Raw genomic sequence first — 23,357 nt, 5'->3', positions numbered from 1 at the left:
AAAACGAGATGAGTGTGTCACCTCTTGGGGTGTGCCAAACAGGATCATACATCCAAATGAGTGGAATCGGTTCCCGGTTACGGCAAGAAAGAGAGCGGCTCGGTCTGTCGCAGAAAAATTTCGGTGAAATAGGAGGTGTAGAGGCGAACGCACAAGGTAAATATGAAAATGGCGGACGTGCGCCCAAGGCAGATTACCTGTCCCGCGTCGCCGAGAGAGGTGTCGATATCCTGTACGTGCTGACCGGCACTCCCACGCCGACCCAACTGGAAAACCTCAGCCAGATCGAAGAGAAAGTGCTGGGCAACTACCGGGCGATGTTCAAGGAAGACCAGGATGCAATCCATCGATTGACCTCTACCCTGGCCGAGCATTCCACCCTGAGTAATGGGAAAAACAGGTCGTCTGCCCAGGAATCCTGACCTTTTACCCAGGAAATCAAGCCGCCTGCCATTCGACGACGGCCCGTTGTGCAGTGAAACTCTATATATATGACGCTTGCAGCTAGGTCTGCCCCTTGGTTTTTTGCTAAGGTGTTCAGCAACCTATAAGACCATATCGCGAGGTGTCTGCTTGATTAGGGTGCTAGTAGTCGATGACCATGATCTCGTTCGTACAGGCATTACACGAATGCTGGCTGACATCGATGGCCTGCAAGTAGTCGGCCAGGCCGAATCAGGGGAGGAATCCCTGATCAAGGCCCGGGAGTTGAAGCCCGATGTGGTGTTGATGGACGTCAAGATGCCCGGGATCGGCGGTCTTGGCGCCACGACCAAGTTGTTGCGCAGCCATCCGGATATCAAAGTCGTGGTAGTCACCGTGTGTGAGGAAGATCCGTTTCCTACACGGCTGCTACAAGCGGGCGCTGCCGGCTACCTGACAAAAGGTGCGGGCCTGGCGGAGATGGTCCAGGCCATTCGCCTGGTATTTGCCGGCCAACGCTACATCAGCCCGCAGATTGCCCAGCAGTTGGCGATCAAGTCGTTCCAGCCCACCAGCGACTCGCCGTTCGATGCGCTGTCGGAGCGGGAAATCCAGATCGCCTTGATGATTGTCGGCTGTCAAAAAGTCCAGTCGATCTCCGACAAGCTGTGCCTGTCGCCGAAAACCGTGAACACCTACCGTTATCGGATTTTCGAAAAGCTTTCCATCAGCAGTGATGTTGAACTGACCCTGCTGGCGGTACGCCACGGCATGGTTGACGCCAGCGCCTGAAATGACAGCCCCTGAAATAAAATTCCTGTTCGACCCGAGTGCGTTTCTTGCAACCTGCAGTGGCCGCCCCGGCGTGTATCGCATGTTCGACAGCGAAGCGCGCCTGCTCTACGTCGGTAAAGCCAAGAACCTGAAGAGCCGCCTGGCGAGTTACTTCCGCAAGACGGGCCTGGCGCCGAAGACGGCGGCGCTGGTGGCGCGTATCGCCCAGGTCGAAACCACCATCACCGCCAACGAAACCGAGGCGCTGCTGCTCGAGCAGACGCTGATCAAGGAGTGGCGGCCGCCCTACAACATCCTGCTGCGTGACGATAAGTCCTACCCGTACGTGTTTCTCTCGGACGGTGACTTCCCGCGCCTGAGCATCCATCGCGGCGCCAAGAAGCAGAAGGGCAAGTATTTCGGGCCTTACCCCAGCGCCGGCGCGATCCGCGAAAGCCTGAGCCTGCTGCAAAAAGCGTTTTTCGTGCGCCAGTGCGAAGACAGCTTCTACAAGAACCGCAACCGCCCGTGCCTGCAGTACCAGATCAAACGCTGCAAGGCGCCGTGCGTGGGCCTGGTGGAGCCGGCGGAATACGCCGAAGACGTACGCCACTCGGTGATGTTCCTCGAAGGCCGCAGCAATGCCCTGGCCGATGAGTTGTCCGGCGCCATGGAGCAAGCGGCCAGCACCCTGGATTTTGAGCGCGCCGCCGAACTGCGTGACCAGATTTCCCTGCTGCGCCGTGTCCAGGACCAGCAGAGCATGGAAGGCGGCACCGGCGACGTCGACGTCATCGCCGCCTTCGTCAACCCGGGCGGCGCCTGTGTGCACCTGATCAGCGTGCGGGGCGGCCGGGTGCTGGGCAGCAAGAACTTCTTCCCCCAGACCGGTATAGAAGAGGAGGTCGCCGAAGTCATGGCGGCGTTCCTGGGCCAGTACTACGTCAGCAGCCCCGAGCGCGACCTGCCGAGCGAGCTGATCGTCAATGTGGTGCATGAAGACTTCCCGGCGCTGATCGAGGCGATTCACGAGCTGCGTGGCCGCGAGCTGGACATCAGCCACCGCGTACGCGGCACCCGTGCCCGCTGGCAACAACTGGCCGTGACCAATGCCGAACAGGCCCTGGGCGCACGCTTGGCCAACCGCCAGCACGTCGCCGCGCGGTTTGACGCCTTGGCCGAAGTACTCAACCTCGACGAACCGCCCCAGCGCCTCGAGTGCTACGACATCAGTCACTCCAGCGGCGAGGCCACCGTGGCCTCCTGCGTGGTGTTCGGGCCGGAAGGGCCGATCAAGTCCGATTACCGCCGTTACAACATCGAAGGCGTCACCCCGGGCGATGACTACGCCGCCATGCACCAGGCCCTGACCCGCCGCTTCAGCAAACTGAAGGACGGCGAGGGCAAGCTGCCGGACATCCTGCTGGTGGACGGTGGCAAAGGCCAGCTGTCCATGGCCCGCGACGTGCTCAACGAACTGGCGGTGCCCGACCTGATCCTGCTCGGCGTGGCCAAGGGCGCCACCCGCAAGGCCGGTTTTGAAACCTTGTACTTGAATGATGCGGCCCATGAGTTCACCTTGAAGGGCGACTCGCCGGCGCTGCACCTGATTCAGCAGATCCGCGACGAAGCCCACCGTTTCGCCATCACCGGCCACCGCGCCCGGCGTGGCAAAACCCGGCGTACCTCAACCCTGGAAGGGGTGGCAGGGGTCGGGCCGACACGGCGGCGGGACTTGTTAAAACATTTTGGTGGCTTGCAGGAGCTGTCCCGTGCCAGCATCGAAGAAATAGCCAAAGCTCCCGGTATCAGTAAAAAGCTCGCAGAGTTGATTTATGCAAATCTGCACAGCGAGTAGAATGCCTTCTCACCTCGTAGCCAGTTGTGCCGATGAATATCCCTAATCTGATCACCGTTCTACGCGTCCTGCTCATTCCGATTTTCATTTTGCTGTTTTACCTGCCGTACGAATGGAGCTACATGGCATCCAGTTCAGTGTTTGCCTTCGCGGCTGCCACCGACTGGCTGGACGGCTACCTGGCCCGCCGCCTGGAGCAGAGCACGCCGTTTGGCGCGTTCCTCGACCCAGTCGCCGACAAACTGATGGTAGCGGTAGCCCTGGTGCTGCTGGTGCAGGAACATGGCAACCTCTGGCTGACCTTGCCGGCGGCCGTGATCATCGGTCGCGAGATCGTCGTCTCGGCCCTGAGGGAATGGATGGCCGAAATCGGCGCCCGTGCCCACGTGGCCGTGTCCAACATGGGCAAATGGAAAACCGCGGCGCAGATGCTCGCCCTGGTGATCCTGCTGGCCAACCCGTCGGACTTCTCCTTCTGGGTGCTCCTGGGCTACGCCTTGCTGCTGATCGCTGCGGGCCTGACCTTGTGGTCCATGCTGCAATATCTGCGCGCCGCCTGGCCGCATCTGCGCACCGAGGTTGAAAAGAAATAAAACTTTTTTGAATCAAGGGGTTGACGGGTGATGAGGATTCTATAGAATGCGCATCACCAAGACGCGGGAATAGCTCAGTTGGTAGAGCACGACCTTGCCAAGGTCGGGGTCGCGAGTTCGAGTCTCGTTTCCCGCTCCAAACACAAAGAAAAAGCCACTCAATAGAGTGGCTTTTTTTTGCCTGGAATTTGTGAAAGCCCGCCTGTCATCTGTGCCGTAGCGCTTACAGGATGAACGGAAACTCCTCTTCCGGCAGCGGCTGGCCCGTGTGCAGTGTGCCGATAAGGTGGGTAAACGGCGGTGAAGTCTCGCCACCCCGGTCCACGTAGCGGGCGTTGTCGCCCAGCCAGCGGGTGGAGATCACGCGGCGCGAATACTGGCTGGAGCTGTTGCCCGGAGCACCATGGACGGTGAGGTAGTTGAAGGCAATTGCATCACCTGGCTCCAGGTCCCACCCGAGGATCTGGTAGGCGTCACGGTTAGCATCGATATCCGGCATGGTTTCCAGGTTGGGCGTTGTGTGGTCGTAATCCACCCCGGTGAATTTGCGCGGCCGGAACAGTTTCCCCCATTGGTGCGAGCCGGCGACGAATTCAACGCAGCTTTCCCGGGCGACCGGGTCCAGGGGCAGCCAGAGGCTGACGGTCTGGTCTGCCGTTGCGCAGTAATACGGTTCGTCATGGTGCCAGGGCGTGGGTTTGGTGTTTCCGGCTTCCTTGATCAGTACGTGCTCATGGAAAATGCGCACCCGTTCAGAGCCCATGAGCGCGCGAGCTATGGCAGCGGCTGGCCCGTCCTCAATGAATGAGCGGTAGCCGGGGTTATTGGGCCAGTTGCAATAGTCGCCAAAGAAGCGGCCGGTGGTCTGGTCAGGGGTGTAGTTTCGGAAGAACGGCCCCGGATGGGACAGGTTGTACGCCATGCTTTCACGCAGGGGTTCGATCCAGTCTTTAAACAGCCCTCTCACCACCACGGCTCCATCACGCTCGAAATCTTCACGCAGTTGTTGGTTCATGGCTTGTTCCATTATGAGGAGTGGCTTGCGGCGTGGCCCCAGGGCGGCGGGCCATGGAGCACGGGATCAAGCCATCTTCACATTGCCCCAGCTCCGGCAAAACCAGCTTTTGCACGAGGCAGTGCTTAGGCAAAACCGAAGCCCGCTCAAGACGCCCGAGGCCCGGCCTTGATGGCCAGGTACGCTTGCTTGATCGACTCAAACCCATACTTCTCTTCAAGCCGCTTGACGATGAAGTGCCCCCGCGCCATGTCCTGATAGAAGTGGGTGAACAGTGCATTGATGGTCGCACCGGTAAAGGCGCCCATCACGGGAACGGCCTGGGCGGCGAACTTGCTGGAAATGGTCACGCCAAAACGGCTGGCGACTTTGTCGATCAGTAGCGCCAGCCATTTCCCGGCTTGCCCCGGCGACAGGCTGCCGATGGCCTTGGAACCCTGTTTGGCGGCGATTCCCGCCAGTTCCTTGGACAGTTGTTGCATGGCCTGGGTGGTGAAGCTGCGGGTCATGTAGTAGCCGGTTTCCGTTGCATCGTCGGCCTGGCTGTTGCCGCCCATGGCAAACACCTCGATGCACGCCTGCTTGGTTGCAAAGTCTGCCAGGTCAAACCCTTCGCTGCGGGCCACGTCGGCCACCGAGCGCATCATGATGGTGGTGGAGATCGGCAATTCGACAAACAGCGCGGCAAACCCGAACGCGCCGCCGATAGCGCCCGAGGCCGCGGCATACGCCTTGTGCAATCGGGTGGAGGCGGGCTTTTTCGGGCTGTTGCCAAGGCTCCTCAGCGCTGCGTCGGCAGAGGCGTGCAGCGCGGCCGCCACGGCGCCATTGATCCTTTTTGACACCACACCGGGCAAGGCCTTTACCGCACTTTCGATGGGGGAGCCGATCATGCCGGACAGCCGGGCCGTCAGGGACGGCGACTCCAGCAAGCCCACGGCCCGCTTGAGATCCTGGTAGTCCTCGGGGTTGTCTCTGATGCTCACAGGCGTCTCCATGAAGTTTTTCCGGCGTTCATACAACAAAGACCCGCGCGGCGGCCCATCGTGCCGTCACGCTTTACCCATTCTTTACCTGCGCCCGTGCGTCGTGCGCCAGCGGGTCGGGTAGGCTGCCACTCATCTTGAACTGAACGACGGTGTGAATCGAATGAACCTTCAACCTCGGTACTGGCTGGCGGTGGGCGCCCTGGTGGGCAGCCTGGGATTGATCGCGGGGTGCGCGGGCGATCCGCCCAACCCGCGTGCCGAATTCAGCGAACGGGTCAACAAAGAGCTGGCCACGGCCTATCAACCGGCCCACTCCGAAACGGCCGGCTGGGCCTCCACCTGGCAGCTCGGCCCGCAATCGGTGGAGGTTGCGTGGCTGGCGCCGGTGACGCATGAGCGCTTGCCGCTGATCATTTACTTCCCGGGCTTGGGCGAGCCGGCCTCGGGCGGCGTGGCGTGGCGCAAGGCCTGGGCCCAGGCCGGTTATGCCGTGCTGTCTGTGCAGGAGCACGCCCACGATCAGTCGATTTTTGCCTCGCAACAGGCCTTGTATGGCGACTTCAGAGGGATGGCCAGCAGTCATTACTCCGCCGCCGCCTTGCGTGACAGGCTGTCCACCGTGCAGAACGTCCTGACCGAGGTGCAGGCACGGGCCGCCAAAGGCGACGCACAACTGGCTGCCATCGACTGGAACCAGGTGGTGGTGGCCGGCTTTGATTTTGGGGCGCAGACCGCTGAGGCACTCGCCGGGGCACTGGAGCCTGGCGCGACGTCGGGCGTAGGGATTCAGCCCAAGGCAGTGTTGCTGCTCAGCCCCTATGTGGACCCCGATACCCGGCCCGACGTGTTCACACGGATCTCGGCGCCCGTGCTGTCGATGACCGGCCAGCAGGATGAAGACCCGTTCAACTGGGTCAGCTCTTATCGGCAGCGGGAAGTCGTGGGTGACTCGGTGACGGTGGCCGGCAGTGTCCGGTTGGACTTGAACAGTGCGACCCACAAGACCTTGTCCGGCAGCGAGCTGTTCAGCCGGCCGGCGAAAAAGGCCGACAAGGGCGGTGAGGCGTCCGGCGATGCGCCCAAAGGTCGGGGGCACAAGCACGGGGCCAAACCCGGCGGCGGTGGCCCGGTGGCGGGCGAACCGGCGCCGGATCCCAAGCAAGTGGCGGCGATTCAGGCCATTGGCGTGGCGTTCCTGGACAGCCGCATCAAACACAACCCTGCGGCCACTGAATGGCTGCGCAACGGCGCGCCAGCGTGGCTGGGGGAGGCGGGGCGGTTGAAGTAGTGCGGATAGTGACCCGCCGAGGGCGGGTGAGGGAGCGTTGCTTCACCCCTCACGCGACCTCGGTCTTATCGAACCAGCCGCGAATGGTTTGGGTAAAAAACAAATGCACGGTATCCCACCAGCGGGTCCACCAATGGCCTTGCTCTGCGTCCACAAGGACGACCAACGGCCGGCTCCCCAGTTTATGTTCGGCGTCGAACAGATCCAGCCTGCCGATGACCGTGCCGGCGGTGATCGGCGCCTCGATCGGACCATCAAACGCGAGGCGCATCTCGACTTCCCGGTTTTTATTCTTGGGCAATGTAAGGGTCATGTCGTCGAGCAATCCGACGGCGATGGAGCGTTGTTTGCCTTTCCAGAGTGCGGCCTGTGAGAGTACTTCGCCGCCTTTCTTGTAGGTCTCGGTGTCGTAGAAACGAAAGCCGTACCCCATCAGCTTTTCTGTTTCTGTCGTACGTTTATGGGCGCTGCTGGCGCCCAATACCGCGCTGATCAGGCGTTGCCCATCACGTTGTGCGGAGGCCACCAGGCAATAGCCTGCGGCCTGGGTGTACCCGGTCTTCAATCCGTCGTAGATGGAGTTGCGCCACAACAGCGCGTTGCGGTTGGATTGCTTAATGCCGTTCCAGGTGAAGGTCTTCGTGGCGTAGAGCGGGTAGTAGCTGGACCCTTCGTTGATGACTTCCCGAGCCAGGGTGGCCATGTCTCGCGCGGAGGAATAGTGCTCCGGGTCCGGCAGCCCGGTGGCGTTCATAAAATGAGTGTTGATCATGCCCAGTGTTGATGCGGTGGAGTTCATCATCCCGACGAACACACCTTCACTGCCGGCAATATGTTCGGCCAATGCAACGCTGGCGTCATTTCCTGAGTCGATGATCACGCCGCTCAGCAAGTCATGCACTGAAGCCGAGCTGCCGGGCTTGAGGAACATGCGTGAGCCAACGGTGCGCCAGGCGTTTTCGCTCACGATGACTTTGTCAGTGGCGTTTATCAGGCCGGACTTGAGCGACCGGGTCGCGATGTACGCGGTCATTAATTTGGTCAGGCTGGCCGGTGCCAGGCGCGCATCACTGTTGTGGCTGGTAATCACGGTGTCTGTTGTTGCGTTGATGAGTATCCAGGCTTCGGCCCCCAGTTTCGGTGCCGCGGGGATCATTGCCCCCAGGGTCGGGCTGCCAGCCAGGGCATCGTTTACCCAAAGCAGAGAGGGCGTTACACACAGCACGGTCAACACACGCAGGAACAGCAGATAGCTCACAAGCAAAAGGCCTTGGGTCAGCGATAAGTGCTGCCAAACTAGGCCTCGGTACCCGGTCGCTCAAATTAACCAGCGTTAAGTTAAATTTAACCTTCAGGTGCAGATCCATCCGTGGCTTGACCGTCGAACATCGGGCAACTGATCAAAACGCGTGTGCCGCTGTCCGAGGCGCCAGGGCGGATGTCCAGTGTGTAACCGTGCAGTTTCACGATGGCGGCGACTAAGGATAAGCCCAGGCCGTGGCCGGGGTTTATCCGGCTGCCCTCACCGCGATACAGCCGCCGTATGACATGGGTACGGTCGGCTTCCGGGATGCCGGCACCGTTGTCGATGACTTCAATCATGACCGTTGAAGCCTTGATACTCCCCCGCAGTTCGATATGGCCGCCCTCAGGGGTAAATTTGATGGCGTTATCCAGCAGGTTGACCAGTGCTTCGAACAGCAACGACGCGTCGCCATACAACCTGGGAGCATCCTGGGTAATGTCGAGCGACAGGGTTTGAGCGCGGTCCAGCGCCATCGGCTCGTAGAATTCATGGGCCTGTTTCAACAACGCCATGATCGGGAAGGGCGCAAAGGCAGAGCGGCGACGGATGTCCTCAAGCTCAGCGACACGAAGCAACCCTTGAAAGCGCACCATGATCGACTCGCTCTCCTCAAACGCCTGATTCAAGGTCTGCTCATGCTCACGGGCCAGCGGCAGTTGCTGGAGCTGATAGAGCCGTGCGCGCAGCCGAGTCAATGGGGTGCGCAAGTCATGGGCAATGCCGTCGCAGACGCTTTTCACCTCATACATCAATTGCTCAATGTGATCGAGCATCGTATTGACGGCGTTGGCCAGCATATCCAGTTCATCGCGGCGCGCAGACAACGGCAAACGCTCAGCCAGGTTCCCCGAAACGATACTTTCGGTACACCGCTGCAGGCGTTTGACACGGCGCAATGGCCTGCGTCGCAATAACCACCAGCCGATCAATCCGGGGATAAGGGTAAGTGACAGCCCCCACATCAGGGCTTGCTCGATGATGCCACCCACGGCGGAAATCGACCCGCCGTCACGCGCCAGAATCAGGATATGCCCGTCCGGTCGTCGTGACAGCAACGCATAGCTGCTTCTGGTTTCTTTGCTGGGCAGGGCAATGCTCAGGCCGCGCTCAAGGTAATGAACCTGGCCATCGTCGGGCAGGGTGGCGCGCAGTTTCAGCAGGTCGCCGGCGACGTGTGTTCCATCGGGTGCAAACAGGCCATAGGCGTCGATCCCGGGTGTCGAATACGCCTCACTGGCCGCCAGCTCGGCGAGCAATTTCGTGTCATCGATATTTTGATAATAGTGGGCGCGCTGCAGCAACGTGCGCTCGGCAACCGTCCCCAGGTAGTGGGAGATTTCCCAGTACAGCACCCCGGTGAAGAGTGCGCCCCAGGCCACGAAAAACACCGCGTAAAACCCGATCAATCGACTCCCGGACGAGCGCCACTCCTCATTTTTTGGCAGCGAGGACATAGCCGGCACCGCGTATGGTATGGATAACGGGTGAGCTGTCGTCGCTTTCGAGCTTTTTGCGCAGTCGACCGATGTGGACATCAATGATGTTGGTTCCAGGGTCGAAGTGATAACCCCACACGCCTTCGAACAACATGGTGCGAGTGACCAGTTGGCCGGCACTGCGCATCAGGTAGTTGAGCAGTTTGAACTCGGTGGGCAGCAGCTGGATGTGTTCGTCGTTTCGCGTCAGTTTGTGCTCCACCAGGTCCAGTCGCAGATTGCCGCAGCTGAGGTGCGGGTTGCTCGGGTCTGTGGCGGTACGCCGAAGCAATGCGTCCACGCGCGCGACCATCTCGACCGCCGAAAATGGCTTGGTCAGGTAATCATCTCCACCCGCACGCAGCCCCAGGACGCGTTCATCCACGTCCGACAGTGCACTGATCATCAGTACCGGCGTCTGAATCCCAAGACCGCGCAAGGTACTGACAATGGTCAGCCCGTCAAAGTCAGGCAGCATACGGTCCAGCGTGATGGCGTCATAGCCGCCCGCAATTGCCGAGGCCAGCCCCTCTCGCCCGGTGGCCGCCCACGTTGAGCTGAAACCGTGGCGCTGGAGTTCAGCGCTGATGATTTCAGCCGTCACTGGGTCGTCCTCTATGACCAACGCACGCCTCATGATGTCCTCCCTTTGAACCTGTTTTTCAGCGCTCCCGACGTGATGCCGACACACCCTGCAAGCGCACCCTATTGATCCAGGGTGCACCCGAACACTAACTATTTCTTAACCCACCTTAACCTTCTCACCCTGCCAGCACGGATATATTCCTGATAACGGCCGAACGTGCTGATTGAGATGAGGGAATAGCGTGACGACTTACCTGGCTTTCTTCTTGCTGACATTCGCCCTGGTCTACGCCCATACGGGTGGGATCACCAAGACTTGAGGGGCAAAAAAAACGCCGGCAAATGCCGGCGTCGTGTGCGGTTCAGGAGTGACCCTCAACGAAACGCCGGCACCACATGCTGGATAAACAGCTCAAGGGACTTTTTCTTCTCGGCGTGGGGCAAGCTGTTGTCACACCAGAAGCTGAATTCGTCCACGCCCAGTTCCTGGTAGTAGCGGATGCGCGGGATGATTTCTTCTGGCGTGCCAATCATCGCAGTCTTGTGCAGGCTCTCCAGTTCAAACTCCGGGCGCCCGGCAAATTTCTCTTCCGGGCTCGGGTCGAGGAAGCCGTTGACCGGCACGCTCTTGTTGCCGAACCAGGCGTCGAAGGTGCGGTAAAACCGGGCGATGGCCTTGGCCCCGACTTTCCAGCCGTCAGGGTCGTCCACAGCGTGCACGTGGGTGTGACGCAGCACCATCAGTTGCGGGCGCGGCACGTCCGGGTTGTTGTCCAGCGCGGCCTGGAATTTGTTCTTCAGGTCGAGGACTTCTTCGTCGCCCTTCATCAACGGGGTGACCATCACGTTGCAGCCGTTGGCCACCGCGAAGTTGTGGGAGTCGGGGTCGCGGGCGGCAATCCACATCGGCGGGTTGGGCTGCTGGATCGGCTTGGGCACGCTGGTGGAGGTGGGGAATTTCCAGATATCGCCGTCGTGGGCGTAGTCGCCGTTCCACAGGGCACGCACCACCGGCACCATCTCGCGCAGGGCTTGGCCCCCGCTTGAGGCGGGCATGCCACCGGCCATGCGGTCGAACTCCACCTGGTAGGCACCTCGGGCCAGGCCGACTTCCATGCGCCCGTTACTGATCACGTCGAGCAACGCGCATTCGCCCGCCACCCGCAACGGGTGCCAGAACGGCGCGATGATTGTGCCGGCGCCCAGGTGAATGGTGGTGGTCTTGGCGGCGAGGTAAGCCAGCAGCGGCATCGGGCTGGGGGAGATGGTGTATTCCATGGCGTGGTGTTCGCCAATCCAGACGGTGCTGAAACCACCGGCTTCGGCCATCAGGGTCAGTTCGGTCAAGTCTTCGAACAACTGGCGATGGCTGACGCTTTCGTCCCAGCGTTCCATGTGCACGAACAGGGAAAATTTCATGACGCTTACCTCGGATCTATTGTGATCGGCCTGTCGACTGCGGCCCTTAAGTGCTCTCGCCAATGTGCAGCTTGCCAGTGATGACGGCTATTCGGCGGATTGATTGTTGGTATACCATAATACGGAATATCCGCAAAACTTTTCTCTCCAACGGTCGCACACTCACCTCACAAGGAAGGCGAGCTAGATGAACATAAAACAAAAATTGATCCTGGCGTTTGCGGTGATCGCCAGCCTGCCGGTTATTCTGGTGGCCGTGATGATCATCCTCAACGTGCGCCATGAGGCACGGGACGGCTTTATCGATGGCAGCGAACGTGAAATTCGCCAGGTCGACAACGCCATGCAGCTGTTCTTTGAAGGCATCAGCCAGAACGTCGCGTACCTGGCCGCGCACCCGCAGTTGCAGAGCATCAATGGTGACGTGAAACACTACCTGGCCAGCGATGCCGCCCAGGTTGCCCCCGGCGAGCGCGACCAGCAGCTCTTCAAGCTGTTCGAGGGCCTGGCCAAGAGTCACGCGGCGTACACCTACCTGTCATTGGGCACTGAAGACGGCGGCTATGTGTTCTGGCCCGGCGACCCCAAGCTGGCGAACTACGACCCACGCACCCGGCCCTGGTACAAGACGGCCATGGCCCAGCCGGGCAAGACCCTGCGCACCGAAGCCTATTACTGGGCCGCGGACGACGTGGTGCTGGTGAGTACGGTGCAAAGCTTCAACGACCGCCAGGGCCAGGCGAGCGGGGTGGTGAACATCGACGTGTCCCTCAAGCAACTGACCGACCTGGTCAAACAGATCAAGCTGGGTGACAGCGGCTACCTGATGTTGATGGAGGCCAACAATACAGTGCTGGTGGACCCGAATAACCCGTCCCACAACTTCAAAAAACTCAGCGAGTTGGGTGACGGTTACCGCCAGTTGAGCGAGGCCGGCCAGGGCCTGGTGCAGGTCGAATTGGCGGGCGAGCGCTACATGGCGTTTGTCTGGCCGTCCAAGGCCTTGGGCTGGCGGTTTATCGGGGTGGTACGGGAAAGTGAAGTGATGGCCGGTGCCGCGCGCCTCACCTGGTTGATCGCCGCGATCGCGCTGGTGTGTGCGCTGGTGTTTGCCGGGGTGGGTGCCTGGTTTGCCGGGCTGATCGTCAAGCCGATTCGTGGCGTGGCCAGCGGGCTGGAAGGTATTGCCCAGGGTGAAGGCGACCTGACCGCGCGCCTGCCGGTAAAAGGGCGCGACGAGACGGCCCAACTGGCCGGCTGGTTCAACCAGTTCCTTGAAGCGATCCGCACCCTGATCCAGCGCATCGGCCAGGCCGCCGGGCAGATCCACAGCAGATCGGGGAGCGCCATGGAAGTCTCGGTGGAAATGGCCGAGGTCGCCTCGCGCCAACGGGAGGCGGTGGACATGGTGTCCACCGCGTTTCATGAAATGGTCGCCACCTCCAACGAAGTCGCGCGCTCCTGCAGCCAGGCGGCCGACTCGGCCGACAACGGCCAGCGCCAGGCGCACACCGGGCAACAGCAGATCGACGCGGCGGTGAGCAGCGTGGGGCGCCTGAGCGAAGAAGTCGGTCACTGCGCCGAGTCCATGGAGCAGCTGGAAAAAGACAGCAACGACATCCAGTCGATCCTCGGCACCATCCGCTCCATCGCCGAGCAGACCAACCTGCTGGCGCTGAACGCCGCCATCGAAGCCGCACGGGCCGGTGAGCAGGGCCGTGGTTTTGCCGTGGTGGCGGACGAAGTACGGGCCCTGGCCAAGCGCACCTCCGACTCCACCGGCGAGATCGACGGGCTGCTGGGCAACCTGGCGCGGCGCACCCATCAGATGGGCAAGCAGATGCACGCCAGCCTGGAGGTGTCCCAGGAAACGGTGGTGTCGATCAACGATGCACGGGCCAGCTTCGGGTTGATTCGCGAGTCGGTGGACGTGATCCGCGACATGAATACGCAAATCGCCACGGCCGCCGAAGAGCAGCACCAGGTGGCGGAAGACATCAATCGGCATATCAGCCAGATTCACGGGGATGCGCAGTTGGTGGCGAGCCTGGCTGATTCCACGCGCCAGGATGCGCAGCAATTGACAGCGTTGTCGCAGACGTTGAACCAGTTGGTCAGCCGCTTCCGCACCTGACAACAGATGCAACTGACACACAGCAATCCAAATGTGGGAGGGGGCTTGCCCCCGATTACAGTGGATCAGCCAACTTATCTGTAGCTGACCCACCGCTATCGGGGGCAAGCCCGCTCCCACATTGCCCACATTGGATTCAGGTGTTGCTTAGGCCGGCATGGGCAACGCGCCCATTTTCCCATGGCAATACACCAGTGGCCCGGCGTTCTGCTGGGGCACGATCAGGTTCTTCACCGAGCCGACCATGATCGCGTGGTCACCGCCTTCATATTCCCGCCACAACTCGCACTCAATCACCGCCGTGGCATTGGCCAGGATCGGGTTGCCGCGCTCGCTCAAGGTCCACTCGATGCCCTGCGCCTTGTCTTTGCCCTTGCGCGCGAACGCATAGGCTTCGCTTTGCTGCCCACCGGACAACACATGAATGGCAAAGCGTTTGTTCTTGATCAGCACGGGGTAGGAGTCGGAGCTGTAGTTGGGGCAGAACAGCACCAGGGCCGGGTCCATGGACAACGAGCTGAAGGCACTGGCGGTGAGCCCGACGATTTGCCCGTCGTCATCGAGGGTGGTGATCACGGTGACCCCGGATGGAAACGAACCCATCACTTGTTTGTAGATGGCGGCATCGATCATGGGACGGTCCTCTGGCGGTAAGGCGAATTTTATAAGTTTGTGCGTCTGATGGTATACCGTAATACAATCTAATCAAGGGCTTTTTCAAGCCGCCGACCAACGTCAGCCTTTGGTCTTATAACCAATAAATACGGGGGTTAAGGCGAGAAAAGGTGATGGGCCATGTGGCACACTTACGGATCAGATGCAGCTTGAGACTACGGATCAGTCTTGTGAAAATGTTGGAATACCATAATATGGTGTTCATCTGAGGGGCCGCCGGCGAGCGCCCCCGGTTTGGCGTCAAACAACTATAAGATCAGACAAACGCGAGTTCATTTCCATGCCCCAGATGTCCCGGCAAGATCCCCTGATCGAGAACCACACGGTCGATTACGTTCCCCTCGCAGAGCGCCATGGAAAGGCCCGCGACCTGTTCACCTTATGGTTCAGCACCAACATCGCACCGCTGCCCATCGTCACCGGCGCCATGGTGGCCCAGGTGTTCCACCTCAACCTGGTGTGGGGGCTGCTGGCGATCGCCCTCGGGCACCTGCTCGGGGGCATCGTGATTGCCCTGGCCTCGGCCCAGGGCCCGCGCATGGGCATCCCGCAGATGGTGCAGAGCCGGGGCCAGTTCGGGCGTTACGGCGCACTGCTGATCGTGTTCTTCGCGGCACTGATCTACATCGGGTTTTTCATTTCCAACATCGTGCTGGCCGGCAAATCCATCGTTGGCATCGTGCCGTCGGTACCGGTGCCGGCCAGCATCCTCATCGGTGCGCTCAGCGCCACGGCCATTGGCGTGATCGGCTACCGTTTTATTCATACCCTGAACCGCATCGGCACCTGGGTGATGGGCAGCGCATTGCTGGCCGGCTTCCTCTACATATTTGCCCATGACCTGCCGGCCGACTTCCTCACCCGTGGCGGTTTCAACCTGGCCGGCTGGCTGGCGACGGTGTCGCTGGGGGTCATCTGGCAGATCAGCTTCTCGCCCTACACCAGCGATTATTCGCGCTACCTGCCGGCGGATATCGGCATCACCCGACCTTTTATCGCCACCTACCTGGGGGCGACCCTGGGCACCATTTTGTCGTTTTCCTTTGGCCTGGTTGCCGCCCTGGCAACGCCTGAAGGCACCGAAGCCATGGTCGCGGTCAAGCAGGCCACCGGCGCGTTCGGGCCGATCCTGATGGTGCTGTTCCTGCTCAATATCATCAGCCACAACGCCCTGAATCTGTACGGCGCGGTGCTGTCGATCATCACCTCGATCCAGACCTTTGCCAGCCAGTGGACACCCAGCATCAAGGTGCGCGTGGTGCTGTCCGGCGTGGTACTCGGCGGTTGCTGCTTGGTGGCATTGGGCGCCTCGGCGGACTTCATCTCGCAGTTCATCGGTCTGATCCTGGCGCTGCTGGTGGTGCTGGTGCCGTGGGCATCGATCAACCTGATCGACTTCTACCTCATCAAGCGCGGCGCCTACGACATTGCCTCGATCTTCCAGGCGGACGGCGGGATTTACGGGCGCTTTAACCTGCATGCAATCGTGGCGTATTTCATCGGCATCATCGTGCAACTGCCGTTTGCCAACACGTCGCTGTATGTGGGGCCGTACGCCAACCTGGTGGAAGGCGCCGACCTGTCGTGGCTGGTGGGGTTGGTGGTGACGTGCCCGTTGTATTACTGCCTGGCGACCCGTCAACGTACCCAGGGGAGCCGGGCCGCGCGGTTGGGTTACACCGACTGACCCTGGCGGGTGCAGCACAGTCCCAATGTGGGCGCGGGCTTGCTCGCGAATGCCGTCTTTCAGTCAGCACATCAGTGGCTGACCCACCGTATTCGCGAGCAAGCCCGCTCCCACCTTTTTGATCGGGATTACCTTCAGGCCTGTTTCAGGCTCAGAGCGCATCACCTGCGCCGAACTCCGCCACTGCATCCCACAGCGCGCCTTCGAAGTAGTCCTTCGAGGCGCGATCCCACAGGATATGAAACGCCGGTGCATCCATGCTGCCCGAGTGGATGACGATCGCGTTGACCCGCGCCACCGACGTCTGTGCCACCGCCCCCGGCTTGAAGGCTGAAGCGCTGAGGTCGACGCCGCACAGCTTGGCCATCACCCGGGCAATCCCATCACCGCTGAGCAGCACACAGGCATGGCTGTCCTGACGCGGCAGCAGGTAGTTGGCGCGGTGGTCCAGCTCCCAGCGTGCCTCTTCATCGGCGATGCGCTGGCCCTGGTCCTGTGGGCTGCCGAGTAACAGGTACTCGGTCTGGGACAGGCGTGCCACCCAACTGCCGTCCGCCTGGGCGGTGGCGCGGTTGGGGGCGTCCGGCAGGGTGAAACCGCGGGCGTTGAGGTATTCGGCGCTCTGGTTGCCGCGAAAGCCAACCCGTGGCAAATCGGTCTGGTCCACCAGGCGGCACGCCGGCGTGATTATCGTGTGTGCTTTCAGACTGGTCATGGCTTAACCCTCCTGGCGTTGGTTGGTGGGGTCGAAAAAGGGCAATGGCACGACCTCGGCCTGGACGACAATGCCGCCCTCGACCCGAATCGGAAGCCGTTGCCCCGGCGCGCTCTGGTCGATACCGGCGTAGGCCAGGCCGACTATTTTGCCCAGGCTGCTGGAGTATTCGCAGGAGGTGACGTTGCCGCTGATGTCCGGGCCGTTGAGCACCAAGTGGCCTTCCAGCGGTTGCACGCTGCCCTTGGGCAGGGTGAAGCCCACCAGTTTGCGTTTCAGCGGCTGGGCTTCGAGGATGTCCACCGAGCGCCGGCCGACGAAGAACGGCTTGTTGCGGCTGACCGCCCAGCCCATGTCGATTTCGGCCGGGTGGGTCATGCCGTCGGTGTCCTGGCTGATGATCACGTGGCCTTTTTCCAGGCGCAGCAGGCGCTGGGTTTCGACGCCGAAGGGGCGAATGTCATGGGCCTTGCCCGCTGCCATCAATGCATCCCAGAGCGCCAGGCCATGGCGGGCCGGCACGTGGATTTCATAGCCCAGCTCACCGACAAAACCAACCCGCAGCAGCCGCGCCCTGATCCCGGCAACGGTGCCTTGGCGTACGCCCAGATACGGAAACCCTTCGGCGCTCAGGTCGAGGTCGGTGCAGACCTGTTCCAGCACCTTGCGCGAATCCGGCCCGGCCACGTTGACGGCACAGATCGCGGCGGTGACGTTGGCCACGTCCACGTCCAGGCGCCACTGTGCATTCCACTTGAGCATCTGCTGGTAGATCCGGTCGACGCCGCTGGTGGTGGCGGTGACGTAGAAGTGGTTGTCGGCCAGACGTGCGCACACGCCGTCGTCGATCACCACCCCATGCTCGTTGGTCATCAGCGCATAGCGGGAACGGCCCACCGGCTGCTTGAGAAACGCAAAGGTGTACATCCGGTTGAGCAGTTCGGCGGCATCCGGGCCGCGCACATCCAGGCCGCCCAGGGTCGACACATCAATCAGCCCGACCTTGTTGCGCACGTGCAGGGCTTCGGCCTGCATGCACGCCTCGCGGTCCTGGGGTTTGCCGTAATACGCCGGGCGTTGCCAGATACCGGCGGGCATCATCTTCGCCCCGGCCTGCACATGCCGGGCATGCATCGGGGTTTGGCGGTAGGGGTCGAAAGCACGGCCGGCGACATGCGCCAGCTTCTCTGCCACAAACGGCGGCCGCGCGGTGGTCACCCCGGTTTCACTGATATTGCGCTGGGTGGCCCAGGCCACCAGGCGCGCCGTCGGCAGGGCCGAGTGACGCCCCTGGGACGGGCCCATGCCCACGGTGGAGTAGCGCTTGACCAGTTGCACATCGCGGTAGCCGATGCGGGTCGCGTTGACGATATCGGCCACTTGCAAGTCCTCGTCGAAGTCGACGAAATCCTTGCCCTTGGGGTGCGGGAAGATCGGCCAGCTGAAATTCACCTGGGCTTCGCTGCGCAACGGCAGCTGCGGGCCGGCCGCACTCAAGCCGAGGGCGAGCACACTGTGGGTGGCGGCGTTGGTGGCGTCCACCAGCACGTTGTCCAACTGATGCCGGCCGTGGACGGAGCCCGCCACATTCAGGTTTTGCGGCAAACCGCTGAGGCTGAACTCTGCCCGTGTGTCTTCATAAGCCAGCTTGCCGCCGGCCTGGCACAGCAGTTGATAGACCGGCATGTAGCCGGCAGACATGCACAACAGGTCGCAGTCGAACCGTTGCCCGCTGTCGCTGACCTGGCCCTGGCCGGTGATCTGGCGCACGTCGACGCCCTTCACATGGCGCATGCCTTTTTCATGCAGGGCCTCGAACACGGTGCTGTTGGTCAGGCAGCGGATCTTGCGCTGGGCCAGTGCGCCTGGCAGCGCTTTGTCAGCGGGGGCGTGGCGCAGGTCGATCACCGCGGCCACTTCCACACCCTGGTCGTGCAGGTCAAGGGCGGCGAGGTAACCGTCATCGTTGCCGGTCAGTACCACGGCGCGTTTGCCGGGCTTCACCGCGTAGAGTTTCATCAGGCGTTGCGCGGCGCTGGTCAGCATCACGCCCGGCAGGTCGTTATTGCGGAAGATCACCGGCTGATCGAACGAGCCGCTGCACACCAGGCATTGGCGCGCGCGCACCTTGTACATGCGCTTGCCCTGGATCACGGGCAGGTAGTTGTCGGTGAACCAGGCGTTGCAGGTGGCCTCGGTCAGCACCTGGATATTCTCGTGTTGCTGCACCGCACCGAGCAGTTCCCGGCGCAGGGTTTCGGCGCGCGTGCCTTCGATATCGAAGCGGGCGTAGGTCAGTGAGCCGCCCAGGATCGGCTGCTGCTCGATCAGCAACACCTTGGCCCCGGCATTCGCGGCGGTGAGGGCCGCCTGCAGACCGGCGGGGCCGGCGCCGATCACCGCCAGGTCGGTAAACAGGTAGGCCTTGTCGTAGTACTCGGGCTGGAATGTCAGGTCGAGCACACCCAGGCCGGCCTTTTTGCGAATGATCGGTTCCCAGACCTTCCACATGCCCTTGGGCTTATAGAACGAACGGTAGTAGAACCCCACCGGCATGAATTTGGAAAACTTGCCCAAGTAGGCATCCCGGTCGTTGTCCAGGGAGCCATTGACGTTCTGCGCGCTCACCTGCAAACCGCCGGACAACGGGTGGGCGTCGGCCAACACGTTCGGCTCCTGGGGTAATTGCACCAGGCTGTTGGCGTCCTGGCCGGCCATGGTCAGCGGGCCGCGCGGGCGGTGGTATTTGAACGAACGGGAGATCAGGAAACGCCCGTTGGCCAACAGCGCGCTGGCGATGCTGTCGCCCTGCAAGCCCTGGTAGCGCTGGCCGTCGAAACTGAAGTCGAGCAACTGATCGCGCTGGATCAGCAAGCCCATGGGGGCGGGTAGGCGATTCATCCGGCGATCTCCTTGGCGGCGTTGAAGTCGACGCGGGTACTGAACAGTTCTTTGGGGTCGAAGGTGCGCTGGATCTCATCGGTGACGGTGTGACGCTCGGCGAGGAACCAGTAGCTCGATGGCGTGTGCATCCACCATTCACGCACCACACCGGCGAGGTTGTCGGTGTTGAACACGTAGTCGGCCCATTCGGCGTCGCTGCAGTTCACCGGGTCGGGCATCGGCTTGAACTCGCCGCCGTAGGTGAACTCGCTGATATTGCGCGGCCCGTTGAGCGGGCAAATCATGATTTTCATAGTCCGCTCTGCGCTTAGTGACTGGCCGCCGTGGCGCCCATTTCGTTGACTTGCTGGAAGGTCGAGAAACGCTCCAGGCCAAAGGGTTTGATCAGCTCCGGCACCTGGCCGCCGCTGGCCACGAGTTCGGCCATGGTCTTGCCGCAAATCGGCGTGGCCTTGAACCCCCAGGTGCCCCAGCCCGCGTCGAGGTAGTAATTTTTCACCGGCGACAGGCCCATGATCGGGCTGTAGTCGGGCGTCATATCGGTGATCCCGGCCCACTGGCGCATCAGCTTGGCGTTGGCCAGGAACGGGAACATCTCGATGGCGTGGGCCAGCAGGCTTTCCTTCAGATCCAGGGTCGAGCGCGTGTTGAACAGCGGGTAGGGGTCGGAACCGCCGCCGAACACCACTTCGCCCCGGCTGGTTTGCTGCACGTAGCAGTGCAGGGCCGAGGAACTCACCAGCGGGTCGAGAAACGGTTTGAACGGCTGGGTCACCATGGCCTGTAACGGAAAGGTCTGGATCGGCGAGCGGATGCCGGCCTTGGCCATCAGCAACGAACTGTGCCCGGCAATCGCCTGCACCGCGCAGCCGCATTTGATCGTGCCGCGATTGGTCTTGACCGCCGTGATCGCACCGTTTTCGATGATCAGGTCCTGCACTTCGGTGAGCTGGTGGATCTCCACGCCACGCTTGGCCGCCTGCTTGGCGTAACCCCAGGCCACTGCGTCATGGCGCGCGGTGGCGCCGTCGATGTGCCAGAGCCCGGCGATCACCGGCAAGTGGCCGGGGTCGAGGTTGAGGCTGGGCACCAGTTCGCGAATCTGTTGGCGGTCGATCATCTCGGTCCGCCCGCCAAAGTGCTTGTTGACCTCGGCGCGCTGGCGGAACGAACGCACGGTGGCGTCGGTATGCGCCAGGGTCAGCTGACCGCGTTCGGAATACATGATGTTGAAGTCGAATTCGTTGGACAGCGACTGGAACATCTTCACCGACTCCGCGTAAAACCGTACGCCCTCGCTGGTCAGGTAATTGGAGCGAATCACCGCCGTATTGCGCGCCGTATTGCCGCCCCCCAGGTATGACTTTTCCAGCACGGCAATGTTGGTGATGCCGTGGTATTTGGCCAGGTAGTAAGCGGTGGCGAGGCCATGGCCGCCGGCCCCGATGATCACCACGTCATAACTGGCCTTGAGGTCCTTGGGCGGTGGCAAGTCCACCTCCACCGGGTATTCCGAGCTCAGCCCGTATTTCAATAGATTGAATGGCATACGGCCTCCGATTGGCTGCGTAAGGCTTGGTGTTGCGCAAGGGCTGCGGTCACGGTGTTTTTCATCAGGAAGGCGATGGTCATCGGGCCCACACCGCCGGGCACCGGGGTGATTGCGGCGACATGGGGCAGGGCCCCTTCGAAGTCGACGTCACCCACCAGGCGGCTGCGACCGTCATCGTCGATGCGGTTGATCCCGACGTCGATCACCACCGCGCCGGGCTTGAGCCAACTGGCATCAATCAAACGCGGGCGCCCCACGGCGGCAATCACGATATCGGCCTGCCGGCACAAGGCTTGGGCGTTCTGGCTGCGGGAATGCAACACCGTTACCGAACAGTCCGCCTTGAGCAGCAGGGCGGCCATGGGTTTACCGACAATGTTCGAGCGGCCGATGACCACCGCATGCTTGCCCCGCAAATCGCCCAGGGTCTGCTCCAGCAGATACAGGCAACCGCTGGGGGTGCAGGGCGTCAACACCGGGCGGCCCTGGCTCAGGCCGCCGACGTTCTGGCTGTGGAAACCGTCCACGTCCTTCTCCGGCGCGATGGCTTCCAGGGCCCGTAATTCATCCATCTGCGGCGGCAGCGGCAATTGCAGGAGGATCCCGTTAATCGCCGGGTTGGCATTCAGCTGGCCGATCAGGATCAGCAACTGCTCGGTGCTGGTGTCGCTGGGCAGGCGATGTTCCAGGGAGCGAATACCCACCTCTTCGGCCCGCAGGATCTTGTTGCGCACATAGACCTGGCTGGCCGGGTCGCCGCCCACCAGGATCACCGCCAATGCCGGTTCAATGGCGTGCTCGCGCAGGCGCGTCACGTCCTCGCGGACCTGCAGCAGCACCTGTGCGGCGGCGGCTTTACCATCGATCAGTTTATGGGCGCTCACCGGAACACCACCGTTCTGTCCTGATTGAGAAAGACCCGGTGTTCCAGGTGGTACTTGACCGCCTTGGACAGGGCTACGGTTTCGGTGTCACGGCCGATGGCGACCAGGTCGTCGGGCTTGTACACGTGGTCGACGCGCTGTACTTCCTGCTCGATGATCGGGCCCTCATCCAAGTCACTGGTGACGTAGTGCGCCGTGGCCCCGATCAGCTTCACACCGCGCTGATAGGCCTGGTGGTAAGGCTTCGCGCCTTTGAACCCGGGCAGGAACGAGTGATGAATATTGATCGCTCGCCCCGACAGTTGCTGGCACAGGTCATCGGAGAGGATCTGCATGTAGCGCGCCAACACCACCAGCTCGGTGCGGGTGTCGTCGACGATCTTCATCAGTTCGGCTTCCTGGGCGGCCTTGTTGTCCTTGGCCACCGGCAGGTAGATAAAGCGAATGCCCTCGCGTTCGGCCATGGGGCGCAGGTCGAGGTGGTTGGAGACGATGGCGGTGATGGTCATGTCCATCTCGCCCTTGTGGTAGCGGTAGAGCAGGTCGGTGAGGCAGTGGTCGAACTTGCTGACCATCAGCATCACGCGCATGGGTTCGCGGGTGTCGTGCAGTTCCCACTGCATGTCGAAGGCTTGGGCGATGTCGGCGAAACCGGCCTTGATTTGCTCGAGGTCGCCGGGGTGGCCGTCATTGAAGCGGAACACGGCGCGCATGAAGAAGCGGCCGCTGAAGTCGTCGTCGAACTGCGCCATCTCCCCGATGTAGCAAGCGTTGTCCGCCAGGTAGGTGGTCACGGCTGCGACGATGCCGGACACCGCCGGGCAGGTGACCTTGATGATGAAATGGTTTTTTTCGTGTTGCATGACACGTCCTCGGGATGATGGCGGCAGCTCATCGCATAGCGAAAAAATGTCTGAGGACAGCTGGCTCATTCCATGAGCGCGTTTTCTTGTGGGGAATAAAATATTCCTGAAGTGGCTTTATAGGGGAATGGGGGCGGGGAGTCTAGGGGTTTGGGAAAGTTTTTTAACTGGGGGGAAAGTTTTGTGGGCCCGGGGGGTGGGGGCATATCCGTTATTTA

At 61.5% G+C, this 23,357-nt stretch carries 20 protein-coding genes, 1 tRNA gene and 1 pseudogene; 9 read left to right on the top strand and 13 right to left on the bottom strand.

Annotation, left to right across the window (positions count from 1 at the left end; all coding sequences use genetic code 11):
* The first annotated feature begins 56 nt into the window (after positions 1-56).
* The 5 genes from HX855_RS11085 (at position 57) to HX855_RS11065 (ending at position 3,787) form a co-directional block, all read left to right on the top strand.
* A complete protein-coding gene (locus tag HX855_RS11085; protein WP_177089407.1) occupies positions 57-422 on the top strand; it encodes a helix-turn-helix domain-containing protein in 366 nt (121 codons plus the stop codon).
* A gap of 151 nt (positions 423-573) precedes the next feature.
* Positions 574-1,215 carry a UvrY/SirA/GacA family response regulator transcription factor gene (uvrY, locus tag HX855_RS11080; RefSeq protein ID WP_008436066.1) on the top strand — a complete coding sequence of 214 codons (642 nt, stop codon included), beginning with the start codon at positions 574-576 and terminating at the stop codon, positions 1,213-1,215.
* Between the two features lies 1 nt (position 1,216).
* Positions 1,217-3,055: an excinuclease ABC subunit UvrC gene (gene uvrC / locus HX855_RS11075; protein ID WP_218175982.1), complete on the top strand. Its 1,839-nt coding sequence runs from the start codon at positions 1,217-1,219 to the stop codon at positions 3,053-3,055.
* Positions 3,056-3,087: 32 nt separating this feature from the next.
* Complete coding sequence (pgsA, locus tag HX855_RS11070; protein ID WP_003208929.1) at positions 3,088-3,648, top strand: CDP-diacylglycerol--glycerol-3-phosphate 3-phosphatidyltransferase; 561 nt, start codon at positions 3,088-3,090, stop codon at positions 3,646-3,648.
* A 63-nt stretch (positions 3,649-3,711) separates the two neighbouring features.
* Positions 3,712-3,787, top strand: a tRNA-Gly gene (locus HX855_RS11065).
* A gap of 84 nt (positions 3,788-3,871) precedes the next feature.
* Here the strand turns inward: HX855_RS11065 and HX855_RS11060 are convergent.
* Both HX855_RS11060 and HX855_RS11055 read right to left on the bottom strand, forming a co-directional pair.
* The gene (locus HX855_RS11060) at positions 3,872-4,663 is read right to left on the bottom strand and encodes a phytanoyl-CoA dioxygenase family protein (protein WP_177089406.1); all 792 of its coding nucleotides are present in this window, start codon (positions 4,661-4,663) and stop codon (positions 3,872-3,874) included.
* A 146-nt stretch (positions 4,664-4,809) separates the two neighbouring features.
* Positions 4,810-5,661 (bottom strand): EcsC family protein, encoded by an 852-nt coding sequence (locus HX855_RS11055; protein ID WP_177089405.1) that lies wholly within the window; start codon positions 5,659-5,661, stop codon positions 4,810-4,812.
* A gap of 151 nt (positions 5,662-5,812) precedes the next feature.
* Here HX855_RS11055 and HX855_RS11050 point away from each other — a divergent pair, with 151 nt between their 5' ends.
* On the top strand, positions 5,813-6,940 hold the full coding sequence (locus HX855_RS11050) for an alpha/beta hydrolase (RefSeq protein ID WP_177089404.1): 1,128 nt from the start codon (positions 5,813-5,815) through the stop codon (positions 6,938-6,940).
* Positions 6,941-6,989: 49 nt separating this feature from the next.
* On the opposite strand, the gene HX855_RS11045 is transcribed toward HX855_RS11050, so the two are convergent.
* The 4 genes from HX855_RS11045 to HX855_RS11030 all read right to left on the bottom strand — a co-directional run bounded on the left by HX855_RS11045 (position 6,990) and on the right by HX855_RS11030 (position 11,725).
* Positions 6,990-8,198 carry a D-alanyl-D-alanine carboxypeptidase family protein gene (locus HX855_RS11045; protein ID WP_309139820.1) on the bottom strand — a complete coding sequence of 403 codons (1,209 nt, stop codon included), beginning with the start codon at positions 8,196-8,198 and terminating at the stop codon, positions 6,990-6,992.
* An 86-nt stretch (positions 8,199-8,284) separates the two neighbouring features.
* A complete protein-coding gene (locus HX855_RS11040; RefSeq protein WP_177089403.1) occupies positions 8,285-9,700 on the bottom strand; it encodes a HAMP domain-containing sensor histidine kinase in 1,416 nt (471 codons plus the stop codon).
* Positions 9,678-10,358, bottom strand: coding sequence for a response regulator transcription factor (locus tag HX855_RS11035; RefSeq protein WP_177089402.1), 681 nt, complete (start codon positions 10,356-10,358; stop codon positions 9,678-9,680). The genes HX855_RS11040 and HX855_RS11035 overlap by 23 nt, the downstream gene beginning before the upstream one ends.
* 323 nt (positions 10,359-10,681) lie before the next feature.
* Positions 10,682-11,725, bottom strand: coding sequence for an LLM class flavin-dependent oxidoreductase (locus HX855_RS11030; RefSeq protein WP_177089401.1), 1,044 nt, complete (start codon positions 11,723-11,725; stop codon positions 10,682-10,684).
* 187 nt (positions 11,726-11,912) lie between these two features.
* Here HX855_RS11030 and HX855_RS33865 point away from each other — a divergent pair.
* A pseudogene (locus tag HX855_RS33865) lies at positions 11,913-12,953 on the top strand (cache domain-containing protein); the annotation flags it as partial.
* A 120-nt stretch (positions 12,954-13,073) separates the two neighbouring features.
* Entirely contained in the window at positions 13,074-13,859 is a 786-nt protein-coding gene (locus HX855_RS33860; RefSeq protein ID WP_375140078.1) for a methyl-accepting chemotaxis protein, read from the top strand.
* A gap of 147 nt (positions 13,860-14,006) precedes the next feature.
* Here HX855_RS33860 and HX855_RS11020 read toward each other — a convergent pair whose 3' ends face one another.
* The gene (locus HX855_RS11020; protein ID WP_177089399.1) at positions 14,007-14,492 is read right to left on the bottom strand and encodes a flavin reductase family protein; all 486 of its coding nucleotides are present in this window, start codon (positions 14,490-14,492) and stop codon (positions 14,007-14,009) included.
* Between the two features lie 322 nt (positions 14,493-14,814).
* Here HX855_RS11020 and HX855_RS11015 point away from each other — a divergent pair, with 322 nt between their 5' ends.
* Positions 14,815-16,221: a cytosine permease gene (locus HX855_RS11015; RefSeq protein ID WP_177089398.1), complete on the top strand. Its 1,407-nt coding sequence runs from the start codon at positions 14,815-14,817 to the stop codon at positions 16,219-16,221.
* Positions 16,222-16,372: 151 nt separating this feature from the next.
* Here HX855_RS11015 and HX855_RS11010 read toward each other — a convergent pair whose 3' ends face one another.
* Genes HX855_RS11010 through purU form a run of 6 tightly spaced genes read right to left on the bottom strand, consistent with a single transcriptional unit; the run spans position 16,373 to position 23,139 of the window.
* On the bottom strand, positions 16,373-16,936 hold the full coding sequence (locus HX855_RS11010) for a sarcosine oxidase subunit gamma (protein WP_177089397.1): 564 nt from the start codon (positions 16,934-16,936) through the stop codon (positions 16,373-16,375).
* 3 nt (positions 16,937-16,939) lie between these two features.
* Entirely contained in the window at positions 16,940-19,837 is a 2,898-nt protein-coding gene (locus HX855_RS11005; RefSeq protein WP_177089396.1) for a 2Fe-2S iron-sulfur cluster-binding protein, read from the bottom strand.
* The gene (locus tag HX855_RS11000) at positions 19,834-20,133 is read right to left on the bottom strand and encodes a sarcosine oxidase subunit delta (protein ID WP_177089395.1); all 300 of its coding nucleotides are present in this window, start codon (positions 20,131-20,133) and stop codon (positions 19,834-19,836) included. Before HX855_RS11000 ends, HX855_RS11005 begins: the two co-directional genes overlap by 4 nt.
* 14 nt (positions 20,134-20,147) lie before the next feature.
* Positions 20,148-21,389 (bottom strand): FAD-dependent oxidoreductase, encoded by a 1,242-nt coding sequence (locus HX855_RS10995; protein WP_177089394.1) that lies wholly within the window; start codon positions 21,387-21,389, stop codon positions 20,148-20,150.
* The gene (folD, locus tag HX855_RS10990; RefSeq protein ID WP_177089393.1) at positions 21,371-22,276 is read right to left on the bottom strand and encodes a bifunctional methylenetetrahydrofolate dehydrogenase/methenyltetrahydrofolate cyclohydrolase FolD; all 906 of its coding nucleotides are present in this window, start codon (positions 22,274-22,276) and stop codon (positions 21,371-21,373) included. Before folD ends, HX855_RS10995 begins: the two co-directional genes overlap by 19 nt.
* A complete protein-coding gene (gene purU, locus HX855_RS10985; protein WP_177089392.1) occupies positions 22,273-23,139 on the bottom strand; it encodes a formyltetrahydrofolate deformylase in 867 nt (288 codons plus the stop codon). The genes folD and purU overlap by 4 nt, the downstream gene beginning before the upstream one ends.
* Positions 23,140-23,357 lie beyond the last annotated feature (218 nt).

The sequence above is a fragment of the Pseudomonas sp. IPO3778 genome, assembly GCF_013386825.1.
Lineage (GTDB): Bacteria > Pseudomonadota > Gammaproteobacteria > Pseudomonadales > Pseudomonadaceae > Aquipseudomonas.
The sequence above is the reverse complement of the archived record's forward strand: the minus strand, read 5'-3'. Positions and strand labels throughout refer to the sequence as shown.